Here is a 20,703-nt window from a genome sequence, read left to right on the forward strand (position 1 = left end):
AATAATGTGAGGATACATAGGGATTATCATAGGGGATCAGGGAGGTCAATTAAAATGAAAAAAGCAGTGGCCATTTTGCTTTTTTTGGCTTTGATTACATGTGCTTTTTCAGGGTGTGTTGGAGAGAAGGCAGTCACTCCAACTCCAACACCGATGCCCACTCCGGTTCCAACTCCAACTCAGACATCTACACCCACTCCAACTTCTACACCAGTCAAAAGGGTTGAAGCTACTCCCACAATAACACCAGTACCAACACCGGTCCCGCCACCTGTCCCCACGCCTGCCATTGCACCACTACCGAGACCAACTCCTCAGCCCCCGCTGAATATAGAGGCGAAGCCCTCACAACCTTACTATCTACCCGGAGAGCCAGTTGAGATTGAGTTCTCGTTTACCAATACAATACTAGAGTCGATTACGTTGAGCCCGTTTCCTCCAGAAATACAGGTCACATCGCCCAGAACGCATGAAATAGTTCGCTCGTTTGTACCTGGTGCCCAAGAGCTAGAGCTAGGACCTGGCAAGGTAATGAGCCATACCTTAGCATGGGACCAGCGAGAAGATAGTGGTGAACAGGTATCAACGGGCTGGTACTACATCGATGCCAAGAACATCACTGTCACTAAAGCAAACCCACCCCAAAAAACTGGACTCGATTTTGGTACCATAGCCAAGGTGCTGATTCAGTTCCCTCAGGGAGCTATGAATAAGACTATCGATGTAAACCAGTCTCAGACGTTGAACGACATTACTATCACCTTGGAGTGGGTCGAGCTATCGGCGATGGGGGTAAGCTTCTATGCCTTTACCATTCCGCCAAGCTACAGCCCCACTCAACCTCAAGGCCCTCCTATTCCCACACCACCCCCATACATGGTTCCTGTCCATGCCCAGTATGACGTAGACGGCTTCACCAAGGACGCGGGATATTCTGGTATTGGTATTCACGAGAACGGGATAAAACTAACATGGGGACACTATGAGGGACACCTTGACCCAGTGCCCAGCGATGCTAAAAAGCTTACCTTTATCATCACCAGCTTCGGCGACATGGAAGGTCCTTGGGAGTTCAAGGTGCCACTGGAGTAATATAAGTTATTGCACAAACAAAAAATACCTCAGCTAAATGCATTTTTTGTGTTATGTCTAGGATTTATTTGGTCTTGGAAAAAGGCGTTTCTCACGGATCTGGAACTATGGAAGTGCTTGATAGAGAGTAATATTGCAAAAAGTCTAATGAAGCAAGGATTGAAAAACGAGGAGATCAAAAGTAGAGTGCCAGAGAATCTAACACTTTTTAATTTATAATAAAATTTCTAGTAACCCAGAGTTATCTACCGAAATATATCGCCCCAAAGGGCATCAAAAAATGTTTAGGTACCTGATGAGCCAGGAGGTCTAGCTCCTGGCATAAATAGCGTATGAATCCAGATTGAAGGAGCCAACAAAAAGATATCAACCAAGCAAAAAGACTATTAACCATCTTGAAATAGATTAGTATTTTTTAATTTAACTGCTCTTGATCTTCTCAAGCGCAATCTCCAATTTATTGTTAGATTTTTCAGCATAATCTATAGCTAGCTCTAATTCATTCAATATCTTGAGTTCTCTGCCTTCTTCTGCTATTTCTCTTAATTTGTTTATATGGCTTTTATTATGCTCAATATTATGTTCCAGTAGTATTCTTAATCTCTTTTTGCCTGCCATTTAACGATCTCTCTATTGCCTTCTGAACACCTATAATTTGCTATCTATCGTAGAAATTGGGATAATATTGAAGGATTTTGATCTTTTGTTATAGTTGTATTCTACCTCAATATTATAAACATCTTCAATATTTTCTCTCGTAAGAACCTCTTGAGGTTTGCCTATCGCATGTATTTTACTTGAGTTAATAAGCATAAGTCTATCACAATATCGATTTGCCAAATTGAGGTCATGAGAGACCAAAACAACTATCAACCTGTTCTTTCTGGCCAACCTTTTAATCAACTCTAAAACTTCTAATTGGTGGTTTATATCTAAATGTAATGTTGGCTCATCTAACAACAATATTTTCGGTTCCTGTGTTAATGCCCTTGCAATGATTATGCGCTGTTTTTCACCCCCACTAACTTCATCTATCAGCCTATCAGCTAAATGCTGAGTATTGGTTATTCTCATGGCGTTTTTTGCTACCTCCAAGTCTTTCGATGTTTCCCGATCTAATCTGCCTAAATGAGGCGTTCTGCCCATTAAAACTATATCAAAAACAGTAAATGGAAAATGTATCGTGGCGTTCTGTGGGACAACACCAATATTCTTGGCAATCTCTTTTCTATCTAATTCCAATATATCCTCTTTATCTAAGAAAATGGTGCCTATTTTAGGCTTTAATACCCTATTTATGCATCTGAGTAGTGTTGTCTTTCCCGAGCCATTAGGTCCAGTTACACCCAAAATCTCCCCTTCATTTACTTCAAACGTAATGTTATCCAACGCCTTGACACTGTCGTAAGAGAAACTAATACCCTTTATATCGAGCTTCATATCACCACCCCGTTACTCTCTTCCTCTGCCTCAACAGATATAGAAAGAAAGGTGCTCCAAAGGAAGCAGTAATTATCCCTACAGGGATCTCAGTTGGTTGAATAATCGTTCGTGCTAACGTGTCTGTCCCTATTAAGAACATTGCCCCCACTAAACACGAAGAGGGAAGTAAAATACGGTGATCTGGCCCTACAATAAGTCTCATAATGTGAGGTATTATGAGACCTACGAACCCGATGATGCCACTCACTGATACTGCTGCAGCAGTTACCAAAGATGAAAAAATCAAAATAATCTTTTTAACATATTCCACATTTATACCTAAATCTACAGCGTGGTCCTCGCCCATAAGCATTACATTTAAATCACGACCAAACAACATCATAATGGCAACCCCTAGAATGATTGACGGGAAGGCTACAGCTGCTTTATCCCAACTACTCGCCCAAAATCCCCCCATCAGCCAAAACACTATGCTACGAAGTTCTTCACCAGCAATATATTTCATAAGGGATACCTGAGCTGTAAAAAATGCACCTACTGCAATCCCTGCAAGTAATAAAGTTTCTATTGGTGCTCTTCCTCTCGACTTTGCGATATTATAAACTAAAAATATGGTTACAATGGCAAAGATAAAGGCCATGACAGGGATTGTAAAAATCCCCCTCCCTAGACTACTACCCAAAACGATAGCCAATGATGCACCAAAAGCTGCTCCTGACGATATGCCCAATATATAAGGCGAAGCCATAGGATTTTTAAATAGACCCTGCATTGCGCAACCGGCAACTGCGAGAGCTGAGCCAACCAACGCCCCTAGCAAAATTCTGGGCAACCGTACATCCATTATAATTACTCTATAACTATCTGGCCAAGATGGGGGGAAGTGAAGCAATATCTTGAACACGGTAGTCATCGGGATATTTATAGGGCCGATTATAAGAGCGATAAGGACTGTTAAAATAACCCCAATCACTAAGCAGAGGATTGTTAACGACCAACGGAGGTGTTTTTTAGAGTGTATAACATCGACATCGCTCTTTTCCATTCTATGCAACTCTTATGCTTTGGTATCTTGAATCCTCTTTTATCATCCTAGTATAATCATCTGCCGATTGATGGTAAGAGGTGGTAACTTCCTCTAAATGCTGCTTTGCAATTTGTTTTGCTTTCGCCATTTCGTTCGGATTCGGAGAACGCCACGGTGTTCCCGGAACTGGAATGTAACCCGTTATGTGGAGTGGTATCAGCGGGTCCACATCTGCTATGAATATGGCTATATCTTCTAGCTCTCCTAAATCAATAAGACTTGGTATAAATACCGTGCTTGCGCTCAAAGTTATTCCTTGATCGTAAATCTTTCTAAAATTAGTTAGCACCCTCTTATTTGGTGCTCCCGTATATTCTTTATGAATTCTCTCCGAGTATGCTTTTATGGTAATATTCATCTCATCAATATCATTTGGTGGCATATTCCAACCCATTGAGTGACCTATCTTAGTTCTTACGCACAATTCTTCATGGCAGAATTTTGCAATCGGACCGATATCTTGACATAAAGTAGGTTCTCCGCCAACAAAATGTACTCGTTTAATTTTCAATGACCTCAACGCGTTCTTTACCTGTTCTAAGGTTAGTGTCTTGGTTTGTGACCTTTCTTCATTCAATTTGTAGGAACAACCTTTACATTTGAAATTGCATCCATAAGTGTGGACATTTGCACGTTTATACTGCTGGCAATAAGTTACAGATACCAAAGGCATATGATCAACTCTCAAATAATTCTGGATGCAACCATTTTGCAACTTCCTCCAGTGCCATCCACGCATTGGGCCCTACACCACTTATGTCGCTCAGCTTGTAGACCCTGCTATTCTTTACAGCATCTATGGAGTTCCATCCGCTTCTCGCTTTAACATCATCTATTGACTGGCCATACCATGTAATCAAGATAATATCTGGGCTCCTTTCAATGATGTATTCATTGCTTAGTGTGGGGTATGCTACCGGTTCATCAGCGGCAATATTGATTCCACCCGCTTTGTAAATTAAATCGTTACCGAGTGTATTTGGACCGGCACATCTTCCAGGTACAGAGGAGGTTTCATAGTACACAAGAGGACGCGCCGTTTTATTGATGTCCTTTGTTAAGCTGGTAATGGCATCTATTTTGGATTGCATGGTTGATACAACGCTTTTAGCCTCAGAGGATCGATTAGTGAGGAGTCCAGCTACAAGAATACCTCCTAGGACATCTTCATATGACGTTTCATATGCAACATAATAAATCGGAACATTTGATTCTAAACTCGAAAGAGCGTTCCTAGAATATGGATACGCGATTATGAGATCCGGGTCCAAATCGATTATCTTTTCTAGACTAGGGGCTGATGCTGTTCCAACGGTTGTCTTGTTACGTACTTCTAAAGGCCATCCCTTTTGAGCAGTCGAATTGTCAACAGCTATGATATTATCACCGCAACCGATGGCATATAAGGTTTCTGCATATCCTGGCGTCAGTACAATTATGCGATTCGGTGTCGTTGTTAAAGTAACGGTTCTGCCCTCACCATCGATTACTGTTATACTGCCTATTGTCGCCGTTGCTCCCCCCTCCGTTGACATATTGGCCAATGCATATCCACTACCAAAAGCAGCACCTATGAGCACGATTATGGCTATCCATGCCCCAACTTGTTTATTTTTCGTTGTTGACATTTTCATACCTGTAGCAACTTTTTTTATTTTCGTATTACTTATGATGATATATATATGAGTATAAAACATTTTTGGTAGCAATTATTACATTATTAGTAGCATGACTACCCTATGAACGTGCTATTATGAATGTAGAAAAAGCAGGAGTGTCATTCGGGTCCGAACTACTGAATAAGTAAAAAAAATCGCTTATAGGGGCGAAATTGAAACTGAGAAAGGCGATGCTATTGGGACACTTACAATCATTTAAGACCATGACATAGTAGATGTTACTAATCGATTGATGCACCTCCAACATCATCACTCTGAGATCTCATTAACGACCCATATTCACATTGATGAACATACCTGTCTTGAAGTAATTGTTGTTCGGGGGCAAGCCAAAAATGTGAGAAGATTCGCGGACAACATAAAAGCGATAAAAGGAGTGAAACACGGCGGATTGATAATAACCACAACTTCATTTTGAAGCTCTATTAATAGGACATACCTAGCAAAAACCTACACCAACGAGAAAGATATATAAAACGCCCCCATCAAACGACGGTCTTCTAGAAGCCACTTCCTATCCGTGACTCTACGTTGCACCTTTGGTACTTCTTACCCTGTTGCAATCTCGCTCAGCTATCTTTCCGTCTAAGGCTTTATTGTTTTGTATTTGAAAAGCTTTGTTTTCTTCTTGCTGTTCTTCGGTTTAAAGTGATTATATATAACTAAAAACAAAAGTAATAGGGGTCCAAAAACTAGAACTAAAATGGAACAAGCAAAAGATACCCAAAGCTAAACATGTTCTTTAGGGTAATATCTAGGATTTATTTGTATGACTCACAACTTCTCTATTGCTTCACCATCCATTCATTCAGATTGAAAACAATCTAGCTTCGATATCGCTCGTCCAAATCTCCTTCGTCAACTTCATATATCTACCAAAACGTTATAGGAACTTACACAATGAATTAAAAAAGAAGGATGATGCATGTCCAATTCGATCATCAGTTACACATTAAATAATGGACTCAAGGTGTTAATCAAGGAAATTCCTAATCGCGATCTTGTTCTCATATTGCCGTGGATGAATGTAGGCTCTGTCAATGAGACAGATGATATGGCAGGCATATCACATTTTATTGAACACCTGCTTTTCAAAGGCACGGAGAAAAGAAGCAAGGGTCAGCTTGCTGAAGAAATCGAATCCCTAGGGGGCGTCTTCAATGCATTTACCGATTATTGGTTCACCGCATATTATGTATTAGTGCCTTCTGAGAACTTTTCAAAAGCGCTTGAGATACAGTTTGACCAGCTAACTAATCCGATTTTCCCACAGGAAGAGATTGAACGTGAGCGTCAAGTAGTGCTTGAGGAAATCCGGCTATACAATGATATGCCAACCAATAAAGTCGTTGAAAACCTTCATGCTGCTGCATTCAGGCGGCATCGACATGGCCGACCTGTCATAGGGTTTAAAGAAGTCCTAGAAAAAATTGACAGAAATGGCATTGTAGAGCATTACTCGAACTACTATAAACCAAATAATGGCGCCCTCATCATTTGTGGCGATATAAAAGCAGATGAGGTAAGAGGTACCATCGAAAAAATTTACGGAAGTTGGCAAAAAGGCGAAGTTAAGACAAGTATCTCACCTACTGAACCTGTTCAGCAGGATTTGGCCTTCGCTTCCTCTAACATGGAAATCAACGAAAATTTCGTGGCATTTGGGATCAAAATTCCTGAGTTTTTGCATCCTGATACCATTGGATTAGAGGTATTGAGGTATTTGCTTGTTGATTGTGGTGAAAGCTCCATTTTGGTGAATTCCTTAAAGAACAAAAGAAGACTGGTGAGCTCTTTAGAATCAGATCTATTTTCTGTAAAGGAGGCGGGGCTTCTTTCTTTTTATGGCACTCAGCCCACATCCAAGTCACCTAGCGATGTGTTAACATCTGCCATTGAAGAAATAGAGAGTCTGAAACAGAATGGGATTAAGCAAAGAGATTTAGAAAAGTCGAAGAATCATCTATTGCGTGAATTCGTTTCTGAGATTGAGGATATCTCAAACTACGGGATGAAGTTGGGTGAATACAACTGTTATGGGAATTACAAGTTTATCGAAGATTATGCAGATAGGGTTCAAAAGATCGCTGTAGAAGACATTCAAGAAATTTTGATGAAATATTTTACTCCAAGAAATTTGTCCGTATCTGAGTTATTGCCAAAATCTGCGAAGCCGACGATAGGTAAAAATCATATAAAACAGAAATTTTTGGCTTTACAAAAATCTGACCCGCTAGTGAGAGATATGGGTAACTACAAGCTAATTTTAGAGAGCAGGCATTCCATTCCAAAAATTGGAGCTGTTATTCTTTTTAGATGCGGCTCAGCTTATGAGAACATCGAAAATAACGGTATTTCAGCATTGATGCTTGAAACACTTTTGAGTGGGACGAAATCACTTACATCCGATGACATTGCAAATAAATTAGACCATATGGGAACTTATATCCATAAACAGTGCGAGAAGGAATATTGTTTTCTTTGGTTGGAGATGCTTCCGCAATACCTCATACCCAGCATGAACCTCATACTTGATTGCATTGTAAATCCGGTCTTTCCTGAGAACGAGGTTGAAAAGCAAAAAGAAAATTTAATCACAGATTTACATATAACTGAAGACCATGTGATGTCTTTTAGTAGGATATTTTTTGAGCGCGTATATTTCAGGGATCACCCCTATGGGCTGTGTCAGCACGGTGACAAAGACACGATAGGGCGAATTACGCAAGCGGACCTTAAGGCTTGGCACAAAAAATTTATAACTGGCGGCAATATCCTTATTTCCTTGGTTGGAGATGTGACTGAGAAGGATGCATTTGCCGTAGCAAGTAAATATCTTGGACAGCTCGAAAAAAATACATTGCCAGTTATACCTAAGTTTGATTATTCTGCTCGTGGAACTTTTGGTGAAGCTTTCCGTGAGAGAGAGCAATCACATTTGATTCTAGGAGTTGGAATGCCCCCCTATGGATATAATGCACCTGAATTTGACATTATTTTAGAGATTCTGGGTGGCATGTCCGGGAGATTATTCAAGCAACTTCGTGATGAAAAAAGTCTGGCATATGCGGTGTATCCATATGATAGGAGGTTCTCAGATACCGGCGTCTTTTGCGTATATGTTGGCACAAAACTCGATCAAGAGAATATTGCCAAATCGGAAATTGTTACCGAACTCGAAAATTTTATGGGGGGATTCGAAACCGAGGAGTTTAACAGAGCCAAATCCATGTGTATAACGGAGCATTTAAAATCCACGCAAAGATTTGCATATGCTGCATTAAGGTACGCAATCCATGAAAGTTATGGGTTTGACGCAGACGAAATCTGTAAATATCCGAATAAACTTAGAGATATATCTGAATTGCAATTGTATGATATCATCAAAAAATTTATCAAGTATGAAGAACTCACATTAGCAGTTATACACGGTAAAAAATAGGGGATAAAAAGGGGTAAGGATTAAAAATTAGGGGGATCTTTAAAATAAAAATTATACTGCAAAAAATTGGTCTGGGGCGTAGAAAAGACCGTATCTGGCTTTATGCATTCGGCGTTTGGCTCAAATCCTGCTTTGAAGGATCGGATGGGATAAAAAAAGTTCTAAATGAGATTTATGCGAGAGGCGACAAATGAAGCAAATAGCGGTCATGAAGGTGCCTGAAAGAGTGGTAATTCCTGTGAGTGAGCCTCTGATAGCTATTGGCGACAAGGTGAATGTTGGTCAGAAGATAGGCGAAAGCGAGCATTCCAGTGTTTCTGGAGAAGTGGTTGAAATCTCCAAACTGCCTAATAAAAACGTCCTGAGCATAGCTATCAAAACCAGCGAGGATGTTTCAATCGAATTTCAACCGAAGGAGAATCCTTCCCCTGAGGAGATCAAACAAATCCTAAAGGAGGCGGGAGTACCTATCGAATTAACCCCGTCAGAAATCGTCATCTTGAATGGTACAGACGAAAAGCCATATGTGACCGCAAATCATGCCCTAATGTTAGAGTATCCAGATGAGATACTGGGCGGGCTAAAAATTCTGATGAAGGCTACGGGCGCATCCCGCGGCGTCATTGTAGTCTGCGATGGTGATTCCGATGCCATAAATGTCATGAAAGCAGCTACGAAGGACATAGAAATTATCCCGTCAAAAACCACTTATGTGCAATGTACAGAGAACCTGATGAAAAATGCGATCGCCAAGGGTTCAAAGGCAATGGTTAGCAATATCGGAATTTCAAAAGCGGTGTATGATGCAGTATCTCTAGGCAAGCCTTTCATTGAGACTGTGGTTACGGTAACAGGCGCAAAGGAATCCCAAAACGTATTGGCAAGAATAGGCACCCCTCTTAAAAGCCTAATTGAAACTTGCGGCGGATATAATGGTGAACCAAAGAAGATCATCATCAATGGTCCAATGTCCGGCACAGCTCAATATACGGATGAAGTGCCAGTAACCAAGGGCACATATGGGATGTTTGTTCAGTATGATGGCGCTATAGGGGAAATACGACCTTGTATTGACTGTGCTAGGTGTGTTGATGTATGTCCCAAAGACCTCTTACCCAATGTGCTGGCAATTTCTGCAGACAATGCCAGATTTGACGTCTGTGTGACCTATAGGGTGAAGGATTGCGTAGAATGCGGCTCTTGCGCTTATGTATGCCCTTCGAAGATACCCATCGTGCAGTTGATAAAATATGCTAAATCAGAGGTGGAGAAAAAAGGATGAAACTCATCGTCTCAGCGCCACCACACATCAAAGATGACGTAAGCATAGAAAGAATCATGTGGGGCATGGTCATAGCATTACTTCCGGTAACCCTTATAGCATTATACGTCTTTGGATTATCCGCCCTATATATCGCCTTGATATGTGTGCTCACCGCAGCTCTGACTGAGGCGATCCTTCAGAAAATGTCGGATAAAAGGATAACCATCAAAGACGGTAATGCGGTGCTCATTGGTTTATTGCTGGCATTGCTACTTCCGCCAAATATCCCGCTTTGGATACCCATTGTTGGAGTGATAATCGCCATGGTATTTGGCAAGCATGCCTTCGGAGGGTTGGGGCACACCATATTTAATCCATCCTTGGTGGGGGTGGCTTTTTTGATGATATCCTGGCCAGCGCTGATGACTCCTGCATCTACTCCACGATTTGGTGTATCCCTACCTTATATCCTGGAGTATGGTGCCACTAGGCTGGCAGACGCCTCGCCACTTGCTATGATTGGGGCTCTCTATCTGTTATATAAGAGGTATATCGACTGGAGAATTCCTTTGAGCTTTATTGCGATTGTGGCATTGTCTGCATTATTGCTTCGTATAGATCTCTCATCGATCTTCACTGGTGTTCTCATATTGGGTGTTTTTTTCCTTGCCACCGACCATTCGACGACGCCAGTGACTAAGATCGGACGATTTATTTTCGGCGCAGGCTGTGGGGCATTGATCATAATATATGGGCAATTTGGTAGTTATTTTGAAGGCATTTGCTATTCGATCTTACTTATGAATTGTTTCACTGCTTTGATAGATAAGTATACTGCGCCAAATCCTTCAAGGAGGTATCTGTCATGGTTAAAGAAGAGTTAAAATATGTGGCGTTAATGCTTGGAATAATCGGAGCCTTGTTTATTCTCATCTTAGTTCTTCCTATGGTCACGGTAACAACGATCTTGGGTGTTGGACTGGTTGTGCTAATCCTTGAAATATTACCGTTTTCTTATATTATATACAAAGAACATAAAGGAGAGCCCATCGTGAATGCCATAGGAACTGTAACAAGGCTAACTCTTATAGCAATGGTGGCTGCAGGTGCCCTATCCACGACCTATGAGACCACTCAAGCATACATGGCGGCCAATTTAGAGATGGTATTGCCTCGGGTTATGCCGGATGCAGCGGCGTTTACGCCAGTGGGTGGAGAGGAGGAACCAGTCTATTATGAAGCCTACGATGATGCGGGAAATTTGGTGGGTTACGCTTTTTTCGTGTCGAAGGAGGGATCTCAAGGGCCCATACTGCTAGCTGGCGCCATAGACTTGGACTATAAAGTCACTGCAATAACGGTGGTGAGAAGCTCTGAGACGCCTGGTTTGGGTGCAAAGATAAAAGAAACAGCGTTCCGAGACCAATTCCTTGGTTTGTCGGTGGCGGATTTACATCTATCACCCGAAGGTAAAATTGATGCCATTACCGGTGCCACCATATCCTCTACGGCGGTAGTGGACGCCATGAGAACTAAAATAGGAGAAATCCAGGCGGAGGTCGCATAACATTGAATGGGAAACCAAGCCTATTAAGCGAATTTACAAAGGGCATAATAAAAAATAACGCTGTCTTTTGTTTGGTGCTGGGCATATGTCCAACTCTAGCGGTTACTACCTCCTTTGAGAACGGGTTGGGGATGGGATTGGCTTTCACTTTCGTTCTGCTGGGGTCCAACTTGTTCATATCCTTGCTAAGGAATCAGACCCCTCCCATTGTACGATTGCCCATTTTTATTGTGATCATCGCTACCTTTGTCACGATAATAGACATAGTCCTACAAGCCTATCTGCCGCCTTTGTATGAAGCGCTGGGCATATTTGTACCGTTGATTGTAGTGAATTGCATCGTCATCGGAAGGGCAGAGGCATATGCCAGTAAAAATCCTGTTCTACCATCGATAGTGGATGCATTGGGGATATCAGTTGGTTATATCTTGGTGCTGATGTTGATTGGGGGCATCAGAGAGCTGCTAGGGACTGGAAAGATCACCTTTGTCATGCTATGGCTGTTGGAGAACGGGCAAATTGGCTTCCTGGAGCTGGCTACATTACACATACCTATTGAGCCTGCCACAGTTATGGTATTGCCTCCAGGAGCGTTTTTTACCATAGGTTCGCTCATGTTTCTGTTCCAGTTCGCGGGAAAAAAGATGAGTGAGAGGAGGAGGTAAGATGCCTACATTTCTTCCAACAGAAAACTTACTTGAGCTGTTGATAGCTGGGATTTTTACTAAGAACTTCCTGTTGGTTATGTTTTTAGGACTGTGCTCTTTCCTAGGGTTGACCAAGGACATGAGTAGCTCGATAGGCATGTCGATGGCCGTAACATTTGTCACGGGGATGGCGTCTATCATTACCTGGCCCATCTTCCATTTCATCTTGGTACCTTCCGGCTTGGAGTTTCTACAGACAATCTGCTTCATCTTGGTCATCGCAGCATTTGTTCAGTTGGTAGAATTTATCATTCGCAAACATCAACCAGCTTTATACAGATCGCTGGGGATATACCTGCCCTTGATAACGACTAACTGTGCTGTGCTTGGTGTGGTTCTGCTGAACGCTCAACAAAATTATTCCTATGTGGGGAGCACCGTATATGGCATCAGTGCTGGATTAGGATATGGCTTGGTCATGCTCCTTGCAGCAGGAATAAGGGAGAAATTATTGCAAAGGGGCGTTGATATGTTTGGAGGGTTTACTGGCGCATTTATAGTTGCTGCGCTGCTATCCTTGATCTTTGTGAACTACTTCGGGGTGATACAATTCTAGGCGCGGCGATAGCGGTTCTAGGCACCGTAGGGCTTGGATGCAGCATAATGCTGGTATGGGCTTCGAAAAAGTTCCATGTTGAAGCAGACCCGAAAGTGGAGGCAATACTAGCGCTCCTGCCAGGTGCCAATTGTGGTGCATGTGGATGTGCAGGCTGTGCGGCCTGTGCAGAGCGTATCGCTAAAGGCGAACTCCCCCCAGACGTTTGTACCTCGGCTAGCTTTAGTTGCGTAAAAAATATTGGAGAGTGTGTAGGCGTTTGCGTGGAAGAAAAGGAAAAAGAGGTTGCAGTTGTTCTATGCAATGGTGGGGTAAACTGCCTTAGCAGATTCGAGTACGATGGAGTGGAGGATTGCAAAGCAGCTATGCTGATCGCAGATGGGGAAAAGGCCTGCTCCTACGGCTGCATAGGGCATGGCAGCTGTGTGAGGGCGTGTCCCTTTGGTGCGATTACCATCGGTGAAAATCGGCTGCCCGTAATAGATGAAAATAAATGCAAGGGTTGCGGTGTATGCGTGAGTATATGTCCAAAGGGTATTTTGACACTGAGAAAAATCAGCGAGAAGTTTCGAGTGCTATGCTTTTCGAAAGATAAAGGCAAGTATGTAAAAGAGATCTGCAAATTCGGCTGTATAGGCTGTGGTATCTGTGTGAAGGCATGCCCTTCTGACGCGATAACGCTTAAGGATAATCTGGCCCTAATCGACCAGGAGAAGTGCACCGGTTGTGGTATCTGCGTGGAAAAATGTCCGAGAAATGCGATTAGAATGGTAGGGTGATGAGAATGGTAAATAGGCGGAAGTTTATAAAAGGCTGCGCAGCTTTTTCATTGGCTCTCCTGACTGGCAGCTGGCTGAGTTCTAAAAGAGCCTACGTCATAGAGAGTACGCGCAATATCATGGGGACCTCTGTGAAGATTGCAGCGGTACATTCCGATGTAGATTGGGCCAAGAAGGCGATGAACCTCTCTTTTGAAGAAATGTATAGGGTCAACGATCTTATGAGCATCTACAAGGATGGCAGTGATATACGCCTTCTCAACAAAAATGGCTACTGCGATTATGCAGATGATGATACCATATGTGTCATCGAGAGAGCGAATCATCATTCTGGGTTGAGCAACGGAGCATTTAACGTTGCCGTATTGCCTCTTATAGAGTTGTGGGAAAAATGCATTCCGACAGAGGCGAAGCTTGGGGAGACCTTGGAGTTGCTCGATCCTGAGAATATAACCATCGATGGTGGAAGGATCCGACTCAAAAAAGAGGGCATGGGCATAACGCTGGGCGGGATTGCGAAGGGCTACGCTGTGGACAAGGCCATTGAAACGTTAAAGCAGAATGGCATAGAGCATGCGCTAGTAAGCGCAGGTGGGGATATAAGGACCTTTGGAAATAAGTTAAATGGAACTCCATGGAGGGTTGGCCTGCGCAATCCGCAGGATAAGAAAGCATCCATCGCCACCATCGATCTCTGCGATAAGGCAGTTGCAACGAGTGGAAATTATGAGAGAGGTTTAAATGACGCCCCTCACATCGTGGATCCAAGAACTGGCTCTATTGTTCGGGGATTGATGAGCGTAACCATCCTTGCTGAAAATACAATTGATGCGGATGCGCTATCAACTGCCGTATTTGTGCTGGGAGCAGAAGAGGGCATGCGTTTGGTTGAAAGGTCCGGCTCAGAGGCGTTGATAATCACTAATGAAGGAAAGATGGTTAGGTCTAGTGGTTTTCCTTAAACTTAGTAGTTTCGAAAGTAAAAACTTAACAGCCAAGTCGATGATCGGGTTTTGGGATTATAGTAAGAGTTCTGTTACTTTTTGGTACATCTCGTCTGAAGCCTTATCAACATTAGAAAATGGTATTTCTACTTCATCAGAGAAATAATAAGCATCTATCTCTGAGTCCTCATGATACCCGTTTATATAATTTTTTCCTATAAAATCACAAACTTTTTTCAATTCTGAGCGTTTAGATTTGTCGAAAAGTTGGATAACCTTAATATTTCTTTTGATCTCTTTGTCCTTGTAATCAATACCTTTTTTGATATAATGAAGAATCTTTGCGGTATTGTGAGCCGGATGACCGCCACACTCTAGCTCTATGAGGACAAGCTCTTCGTTTTTAGTGGATTTTAACCACACGTCGACATCTCCGATCGCGATCGGTTCGGATTCCTCGTTTTGTCTTATATATAATCTATATCCTCTCGACTTTGGAAGTTCATCCTCGTACTTCTCTTTAATACGGCCCCCCTCTTTTTTTAACCTTTTGGCCAAAGCTCTCTCAATTTCGCCTCTTCTCCTTTTTGACATATCTTATCCCTCTAGTTTTTTTAAGCGATCTGATTTTACCAAAATAGCCTAATCGCAGGAATCCAGTCGTTATAGGTGACACCATTTGCATCGGTGAACTCTGTGCAGGTAATCGTTCCGCCTGTCACTGCCTTACTGGTTGCATGTATTATCTGCGGATAGGAGCCTGTTTTTATGGTGTAATTGTAGGTTTCGCCCGCTCGTAATATGAAAGATTCGCCAAAGGTTATGTTGTGGTAATCGCCTGCGTATCCATCCCAAGTTGCGGTTGTAGTATATGTCGAATTCCATATCTTAACGGATTCTGCGTGTCCGCTGGTTCCTGCACACGGATATGTGTACATCTTTTGCACTATAATATCTTGATTTGAGATTATTGTTCCGTTATATGTGCCTGGTATGGATGGATAAGTGCCAGTACCTGTGTCAAAAACAGAAGTCGCAGTTGGTTCTACAAGTGGCAAATAATCGTTTGTGCCACCAATGTTGTAAGATGTATTCCCAAGCCCATCTCCATCCAAATCCTCGCCAGTATAATCGCTCCAGTAGTTTCCTCCGAGATAGGGTCCGCCAATTATGTTTGTTCCGTCCGTCTTACTGACGTTCCAGATGTTGATGTTGCTTCCATAGTTGTAAGCATTGTACGTGTTGTTAAGGTAGTTGTTGTAGATGGTGTTGTTGCCGGAATCGGCGAGCCAGATTCCATAGTCGTTGTTCGAGTTGAATGTGTTGCTCGATATGGTGTTGTTGTTGCTGGAGTCTACGAGTTCGAGTCCACAGTAGTTGTTCAAGTTGGCGGTGTTGTTTGAGATGGTGTTGCTGTTGGAATAGGAAAGGCGAATTCCATCGTAATAGTTGTTCGAGTTGGCGGTGTTGTTTGAGATGGTGTTGCTGTTGGAACGGTAGAGGTAGATTCCATAGAAGTTGTTCGAGTTGGCGGTGTTGTTTGAGATGGTGTTGTTGCTGGAATACAAGAGATATATTCCATACCAGTTGTTCGAGGCGTTGTTGTTTGATATGATATTGTCGCTGGAATGATACAAGTAACTGCCATCTAAGTAGATGCCGCAGTCGTTGTTTGAGACATTGTTGCTCGAAATATTGCAGTAATTCGCTTCATCGAGGTATATGCCTGCTCTAATAAATCCATTAGCACCTGTTAAAGTGAACCCGCTTATGTTTACGTAATCTGCCATTACGTCAAAAACATCATAACCTGGATTTTGAGCCTGAACATGTGTATAATCAGAACCATTCTCAGATTCTATGGTTAAACGCTTGTTTACATCTATGTTTTCGATGTAGGTCCCGTCCCTTACGATTATCGTATATCCATCACTTGCATTATCAATAGCCGCTTGAATCGTTGAATAATCATCAGGGACGTAGATTATAGATGATGAAGATATTGTGAAGTTTTTTGGTGTGTTATTCACCATCCCATCCGGGGCATCACCCGTTGGGTTCACTTGGTTATTCGATGCGATAGCTATACCGTTAAGTGAACTGAACCCAACTGCAAAAATTATAAACAAAGCACAAAGCTTTGTAATTTTATTTTTCATAGGTCTACCCCCTAAGAGGCTACCTTTTTTGACTTTATTGTGGATGTCTCATATAAAGGTAATATAAGTCTTCCCCATAAGTATTTCCCTAAAAAACCGAAAATTCTACAGTACAATTCTCTTTTTTACACCGTTTCCTCAAACCCTACAGTCCACTTCCCAACCTTCTCATTGAATTCCCAGATGAGAAAGTTAAAATATGAAAAATGGATAATTCATAATAGTCGAGATGGATTAGAAATAATGATTCCTACTAAATTAGAACAATATAAAGGATTGGGGCATAAAGATGCAAGAGGATTATGAAAATGTTAGAACAAGTATTAAAGCATTTTTCCGTGCATAACATCGGATTTGACTATCCAGCAGAATGGTTAGAGAAGAGTCTATGGAAAGAAAAGATTAAATCATTTATTCCGATTATTGGACTATTTCAGCGTAGTGTGGACTATTTAGTAGTTCTTGAAGAGCCAAAGACTGGGATAAATATAGAACTAACAGAATATGTATACGGATTTCTGGAGGAGTTTGTCAATAATACGATACAGCATTATTTAAAAGATAGTAGAATCTCAGATATAACACCCAAAGAAAAAGTAAATATCACGGGATTAGGAGATTTGGATGCTTTTAAATTTAGTTTCACCTTAAATTTAGGTCACGAAATAATAAAATGTGATAATCTCTTATTTCAGAGATATCCTTGGATATATCAAATGAAAGCTTGTTCATTAGCCTCGAATTATGATAGAAATAAAAAAATCTTCGACGAGCTATTTAACAGTCTTGTTATAGAGTAATTCATTTTACATCTATGATTGCAATGAAGAAAAGTCCAATGAAGTGATAGAATGGGACTGGGAAGAAGTATAGCACATATTACAAGCACGCTGCTTATAATTTTCGGCGTGATAGGATTTTTTTCGGGACTGAGGCACTCTAATTTTTCTGAAACGACGGGAGCTATATTCCTCTTTATTCTTCCTGGGTTGATTATACGGTTTGTGTTAGTACCCTACCTGTACAGTAAAACGGCTGAATATTGGTTTGATAAAGGAAATGTCTTATATGGCTCCAGCAACTTCAAGGAAGCAATTTCTTGCTATGACAAAGTCCTAGAAAAAGAGCCTAATTTCGAACTCGCAAAACGAAACAGAGAACTTTGCTTAAGTCAACTGAAATGAGATGCAGGCCAATCGGATGCCTCGGAATTTATTCCGATGGTGGAATGGTTCGATCCAACCTTCAGGATTTTTCTATCTTTTATATTTTAATATATATTTAAATCATTATTTAAGTTTTTAGCTGAAATTATGGTTGTAGTGATTATTCAAAACATAAAAGGTAAATGTAGAATAAAGTAATAAAAAATAAAAAAAAGGTCTAAAAAAATAAAAAAAGAAAAGGGCAGAAGCGCCCCTATTTTTTTATGATTTTTGCACGCGGAGATTTGCTGAGATCTTCTTTGCCGGTGAAGAACATTGCTTTCCAAGCCTGTACGACTCTGGTGTCCAACTGCAGTATACCAACATGTATGAACAGGTCGACGATGAAGTAGTACATCGTGCCGAGATGTAGCGTTCTACAGAAGGCCATTGCGTCCATTCCAGATGGTATAATCCATGTGACAACGCCCATTATAGCTGCACCTATGTTGAGCCCCAAGACACTCCAATTGGCATTATACATGACGATGCCGGTCAGCGTGATGAGAACGATTGCGATCGCCTCTAGCACTATCAATATCTTCGTGATCGGGTGGGCTCTGTTTACATAGGCCCCCCTATTCTCATCATAGATTGTGAGTGCTGGATACTCCTTTTGTCTCCCAAAAAAGTTGAGCAGTATGGCCTTTAGTCGCCGTGCATCCTCCATGCCGAACATGTTCGCTTTTATGAAGTGCTTGATTCCCTGCTTCATACCAAAATGTTTGATGCCCTCAAGAGCTTCCAAGATCATGCCATAGGGCAGTAAGATGACGTTTGCGGCCAGAAATCCACAAACTGCAACCATGTGTAAAGCCCTTGCCTCTGTGTAAGTGGCAGGGAAGCCCCAGCCCAAATATATTCTGAAGCCTGTAACGATAAGTATCAGAGTTGTGACCATATGCACCCAGTGCATCGTCCTCATGGGCAGGTTCCATCTCTCTGCTATGTTCTTAGCCATGTTACCTCACTAGAGCAATCTGATCTCATATTTCTTGTTGGTCCTCTTGTCAATCGTGTGCACAGCACAGGCGAGGCATGGATCATATGATCTGCCTACGTGAAATATGGCTGTTGGGTTCTCGACCTCCTTGGACAACGGTATTGCACCCAGTGTGCTGAGCACATTACCAATAGGTCCAACCTTGCTGCCCACCAGCCCCAGCTCCGTCGGACCCAGTTTGCCGTTGGCATCCCTGGGCGACAGGTTCCATGTCGATGGAACCACTGGTTGGTAACTCTTGATTCTCGAGTCACCATCTGTCACGATCCAGTGTCCCAATGCACCTCTTGGGCCTTCCCAGAGACCCGCGCCTTTGCTGTCCTTAGCCATTGAGAGGTCAGCGTGCGTGTAGAATTTGCCGTTTGGATCTAAATCAATTAGCACCCATTTCTTGAGCTCTCTGGCCAGGATAATGATCTCCTGCGCTCTTGCAAGCATTCTCGTGTAGACGTTTGCCGGCGAGTAGCCGTTCTTCAGGAATGCTTCTGCCAGCCCCATGACCAAAGGCTCTTTTGCATTGATCATCCTCGATAGAGGTCCTACCTCGCAGGGTATTCCCTTATATCTCGGTGCTTTGAGCCAGCTGTACTTTGCTGTCGGATCATCATATTTAATGTCTGCCGCTTTTTTAACTGGCTCGGTCTCTCCGTTCCATGGGTGTAGATCATTACCACTCGTATAGAATGAGTGTGCCACATGCTCAGTAACATTTAGATGATTGAAATTCTCGTACTTGAGGTCTCCGCTGGTGAATCCAGATGTGATGAAGCGCTCTCCCTTTGTGCTGGTTGGATCGTACCCCTCTTTGATGGCATAGTACCAACCATAAGACAAAAAACCGATCTTCGTTGGATCTACTGGGTAGCCGCCGATCGTATCCAACTTAAGGCTGGCTGGCAATCCTAACAAGGTCTCTCCTATGAGTTCTGAGCCGAAGGCTGCGAATAGCGCAACATCGCTCCATCCAGCCTCTCTGGAGAAATCATCGGTAGGCAGACTTCCCAATATGTCCAAAACGTTTGATACCGCCTTGTCCTTGCTGACATCATGTGTTAATTCAAGCCATGCATCTGCTACCTCCAACGGATCTGTTAGGCCAAGTAATGCATCCAGCCCTAACGCATAATGGTTGACAAACTCCATAACCCGTACATAGTAGGATGCGATTTTGCCTATGTCTCCGAGGGTTGGTGTGCAAGTGACTCCGCCAACGATGGTTGCCATCTGGTGGGGCATCTTACCTCCCAAAATGGCTTCTGCCTCCTGCAATGCTTTCTTCTCTGGGATGGCTGCCAGATAAGAGCTTCCTGGCGGAACTGCCTTGCCCTCTATTGAGTAACTGATGGGTGCAAATCTGCCCACGAGTTCGTCCCATACAGGCTTTAGATTGACAGTCTCCAGAATCATCTTATATGTTGGATGTGCCAAATCTGGCAACCAAAGAACCCAGATATGCGTGGCATGACTGGCTATGGCGTTCAGACCCTGTAGGATGTTTCTCACGACCAACGCATCCTTTGGTATGGAACCGGTTATGCCAAAGGCATCATCCAATGCATTGACCGATGCTATCGAATGGCAGGTCGGACACACTCCACAGATGCGTTGGGTTATTCTGGATGCATCCCTTGGATCCCTGCCCTTGAGAATCTGTTCAAACCCCCTGTACATTGTCCCAGAGCTGTGTGCATTAGTGATCACACCATCGTTGACTTCCGCTGTTAGTCTCAAGTGCCCTTCAATCCTTGTCAATGGATCTACAACTACTACGGTCAT

Annotated in this window: 20 protein-coding genes; 11 read left to right on the forward strand and 9 right to left on the reverse strand. The window is 42.5% G+C overall.

Features of this window, described 5'->3' with window-relative positions; genetic code table 11:
* The first annotated feature begins 54 nt into the window (after positions 1-54).
* The gene (locus PHI74_06285; GenBank protein ID MDD5485615.1) at positions 55-1,092 is read left to right on the forward strand and encodes a hypothetical protein; all 1,038 of its coding nucleotides are present in this window, start codon (positions 55-57) and stop codon (positions 1,090-1,092) included.
* Positions 1,093-1,512: 420 nt separating this feature from the next.
* On the opposite strand, the gene PHI74_06290 is transcribed toward PHI74_06285, so the two are convergent.
* Genes PHI74_06290 through PHI74_06310 form a run of 5 tightly spaced genes read right to left on the reverse strand, consistent with a single transcriptional unit; the run spans position 1,513 to position 5,256 of the window.
* Entirely contained in the window at positions 1,513-1,710 is a 198-nt protein-coding gene (locus PHI74_06290; protein MDD5485616.1) for a hypothetical protein, read from the reverse strand.
* A gap of 30 nt (positions 1,711-1,740) precedes the next feature.
* Positions 1,741-2,532 (reverse strand): ABC transporter ATP-binding protein, encoded by a 792-nt coding sequence (locus PHI74_06295; protein MDD5485617.1) that lies wholly within the window; start codon positions 2,530-2,532, stop codon positions 1,741-1,743.
* A gap of 1 nt (position 2,533) precedes the next feature.
* On the reverse strand, positions 2,534-3,580 hold the full coding sequence (locus PHI74_06300) for an iron chelate uptake ABC transporter family permease subunit (GenBank protein MDD5485618.1): 1,047 nt from the start codon (positions 3,578-3,580) through the stop codon (positions 2,534-2,536).
* 1 nt (position 3,581) lies between these two features.
* Complete coding sequence (locus tag PHI74_06305; GenBank protein MDD5485619.1) at positions 3,582-4,295, reverse strand: radical SAM protein; 714 nt, start codon at positions 4,293-4,295, stop codon at positions 3,582-3,584.
* Positions 4,296-4,299: 4 nt separating this feature from the next.
* A complete protein-coding gene (locus PHI74_06310) occupies positions 4,300-5,256 on the reverse strand; it encodes an ABC transporter substrate-binding protein (GenBank protein ID MDD5485620.1) in 957 nt (318 codons plus the stop codon).
* 970 nt (positions 5,257-6,226) lie between these two features.
* Between PHI74_06310 and PHI74_06315 the strand changes: the two genes are divergently transcribed.
* From PHI74_06315 to PHI74_06350, 8 genes are all read left to right on the forward strand, one after another.
* The gene (locus PHI74_06315; protein MDD5485621.1) at positions 6,227-8,743 is read left to right on the forward strand and encodes a pitrilysin family protein; all 2,517 of its coding nucleotides are present in this window, start codon (positions 6,227-6,229) and stop codon (positions 8,741-8,743) included.
* 190 nt (positions 8,744-8,933) lie between these two features.
* A complete protein-coding gene (locus tag PHI74_06320) occupies positions 8,934-10,025 on the forward strand; it encodes an SLBB domain-containing protein (GenBank protein ID MDD5485622.1) in 1,092 nt (363 codons plus the stop codon).
* A complete protein-coding gene (locus PHI74_06325) occupies positions 10,022-10,891 on the forward strand; it encodes an RnfABCDGE type electron transport complex subunit D (protein MDD5485623.1) in 870 nt (289 codons plus the stop codon). The genes PHI74_06320 and PHI74_06325 overlap by 4 nt, the downstream gene beginning before the upstream one ends.
* Positions 10,873-11,574 (forward strand): FMN-binding protein, encoded by a 702-nt coding sequence (locus tag PHI74_06330; protein ID MDD5485624.1) that lies wholly within the window; start codon positions 10,873-10,875, stop codon positions 11,572-11,574. The genes PHI74_06325 and PHI74_06330 overlap by 19 nt, the downstream gene beginning before the upstream one ends.
* A 2-nt stretch (positions 11,575-11,576) precedes the next feature.
* Positions 11,577-12,239: an electron transport complex subunit E gene (locus PHI74_06335; protein MDD5485625.1), complete on the forward strand. Its 663-nt coding sequence runs from the start codon at positions 11,577-11,579 to the stop codon at positions 12,237-12,239.
* A 1-nt stretch (position 12,240) separates the two neighbouring features.
* Complete coding sequence (locus PHI74_06340) at positions 12,241-12,837, forward strand: RnfABCDGE type electron transport complex subunit A (GenBank protein ID MDD5485626.1); 597 nt, start codon at positions 12,241-12,243, stop codon at positions 12,835-12,837.
* 47 nt (positions 12,838-12,884) lie between these two features.
* The gene (locus PHI74_06345; protein MDD5485627.1) at positions 12,885-13,616 is read left to right on the forward strand and encodes an RnfABCDGE type electron transport complex subunit B; all 732 of its coding nucleotides are present in this window, start codon (positions 12,885-12,887) and stop codon (positions 13,614-13,616) included.
* Positions 13,616-14,578, forward strand: a complete 963-nt coding sequence (locus PHI74_06350) for an FAD:protein FMN transferase (GenBank protein ID MDD5485628.1) — start codon at positions 13,616-13,618, stop codon at positions 14,576-14,578. Before PHI74_06345 ends, PHI74_06350 begins: the two co-directional genes overlap by 1 nt.
* A gap of 57 nt (positions 14,579-14,635) precedes the next feature.
* Here the strand turns inward: PHI74_06350 and PHI74_06355 are convergent, their stop codons facing one another.
* Together PHI74_06355 and PHI74_06360 are read right to left on the reverse strand one after the other, a co-directional pair.
* Positions 14,636-15,154, reverse strand: a complete 519-nt coding sequence (locus PHI74_06355) for a hypothetical protein (protein ID MDD5485629.1) — start codon at positions 15,152-15,154, stop codon at positions 14,636-14,638.
* A gap of 35 nt (positions 15,155-15,189) precedes the next feature.
* On the reverse strand, positions 15,190-16,719 hold the full coding sequence (locus PHI74_06360; GenBank protein ID MDD5485630.1) for a NosD domain-containing protein: 1,530 nt from the start codon (positions 16,717-16,719) through the stop codon (positions 15,190-15,192).
* Between the two features lie 302 nt (positions 16,720-17,021).
* On the opposite strand from PHI74_06360, the gene PHI74_06365 reads away from it, so the two are divergent.
* Both PHI74_06365 and PHI74_06370 read left to right on the forward strand, forming a co-directional pair.
* Positions 17,022-17,519: a hypothetical protein gene (locus PHI74_06365; protein ID MDD5485631.1), complete on the forward strand. Its 498-nt coding sequence runs from the start codon at positions 17,022-17,024 to the stop codon at positions 17,517-17,519.
* A gap of 51 nt (positions 17,520-17,570) precedes the next feature.
* The gene (locus PHI74_06370; protein MDD5485632.1) at positions 17,571-17,903 is read left to right on the forward strand and encodes a tetratricopeptide repeat protein; all 333 of its coding nucleotides are present in this window, start codon (positions 17,571-17,573) and stop codon (positions 17,901-17,903) included.
* 235 nt (positions 17,904-18,138) lie between these two features.
* Here the strand turns inward: PHI74_06370 and PHI74_06375 are convergent, their stop codons facing one another.
* Together PHI74_06375 and PHI74_06380 are read right to left on the reverse strand one after the other, a co-directional pair.
* Positions 18,139-18,885 carry a cytochrome b/b6 domain-containing protein gene (locus tag PHI74_06375; GenBank protein MDD5485633.1) on the reverse strand — a complete coding sequence of 249 codons (747 nt, stop codon included), beginning with the start codon at positions 18,883-18,885 and terminating at the stop codon, positions 18,139-18,141.
* A gap of 9 nt (positions 18,886-18,894) precedes the next feature.
* Positions 18,895-20,703 (reverse strand): nickel-dependent hydrogenase large subunit, encoded by a 1,809-nt coding sequence (locus tag PHI74_06380; protein MDD5485634.1) that lies wholly within the window; start codon positions 20,701-20,703, stop codon positions 18,895-18,897.

The organism is Methanocellales archaeon (genome assembly GCA_028715985.1).
In the GTDB taxonomy this organism is placed as follows: domain Archaea; phylum Halobacteriota; class UBA148; order UBA148; family UBA148; genus UBA148.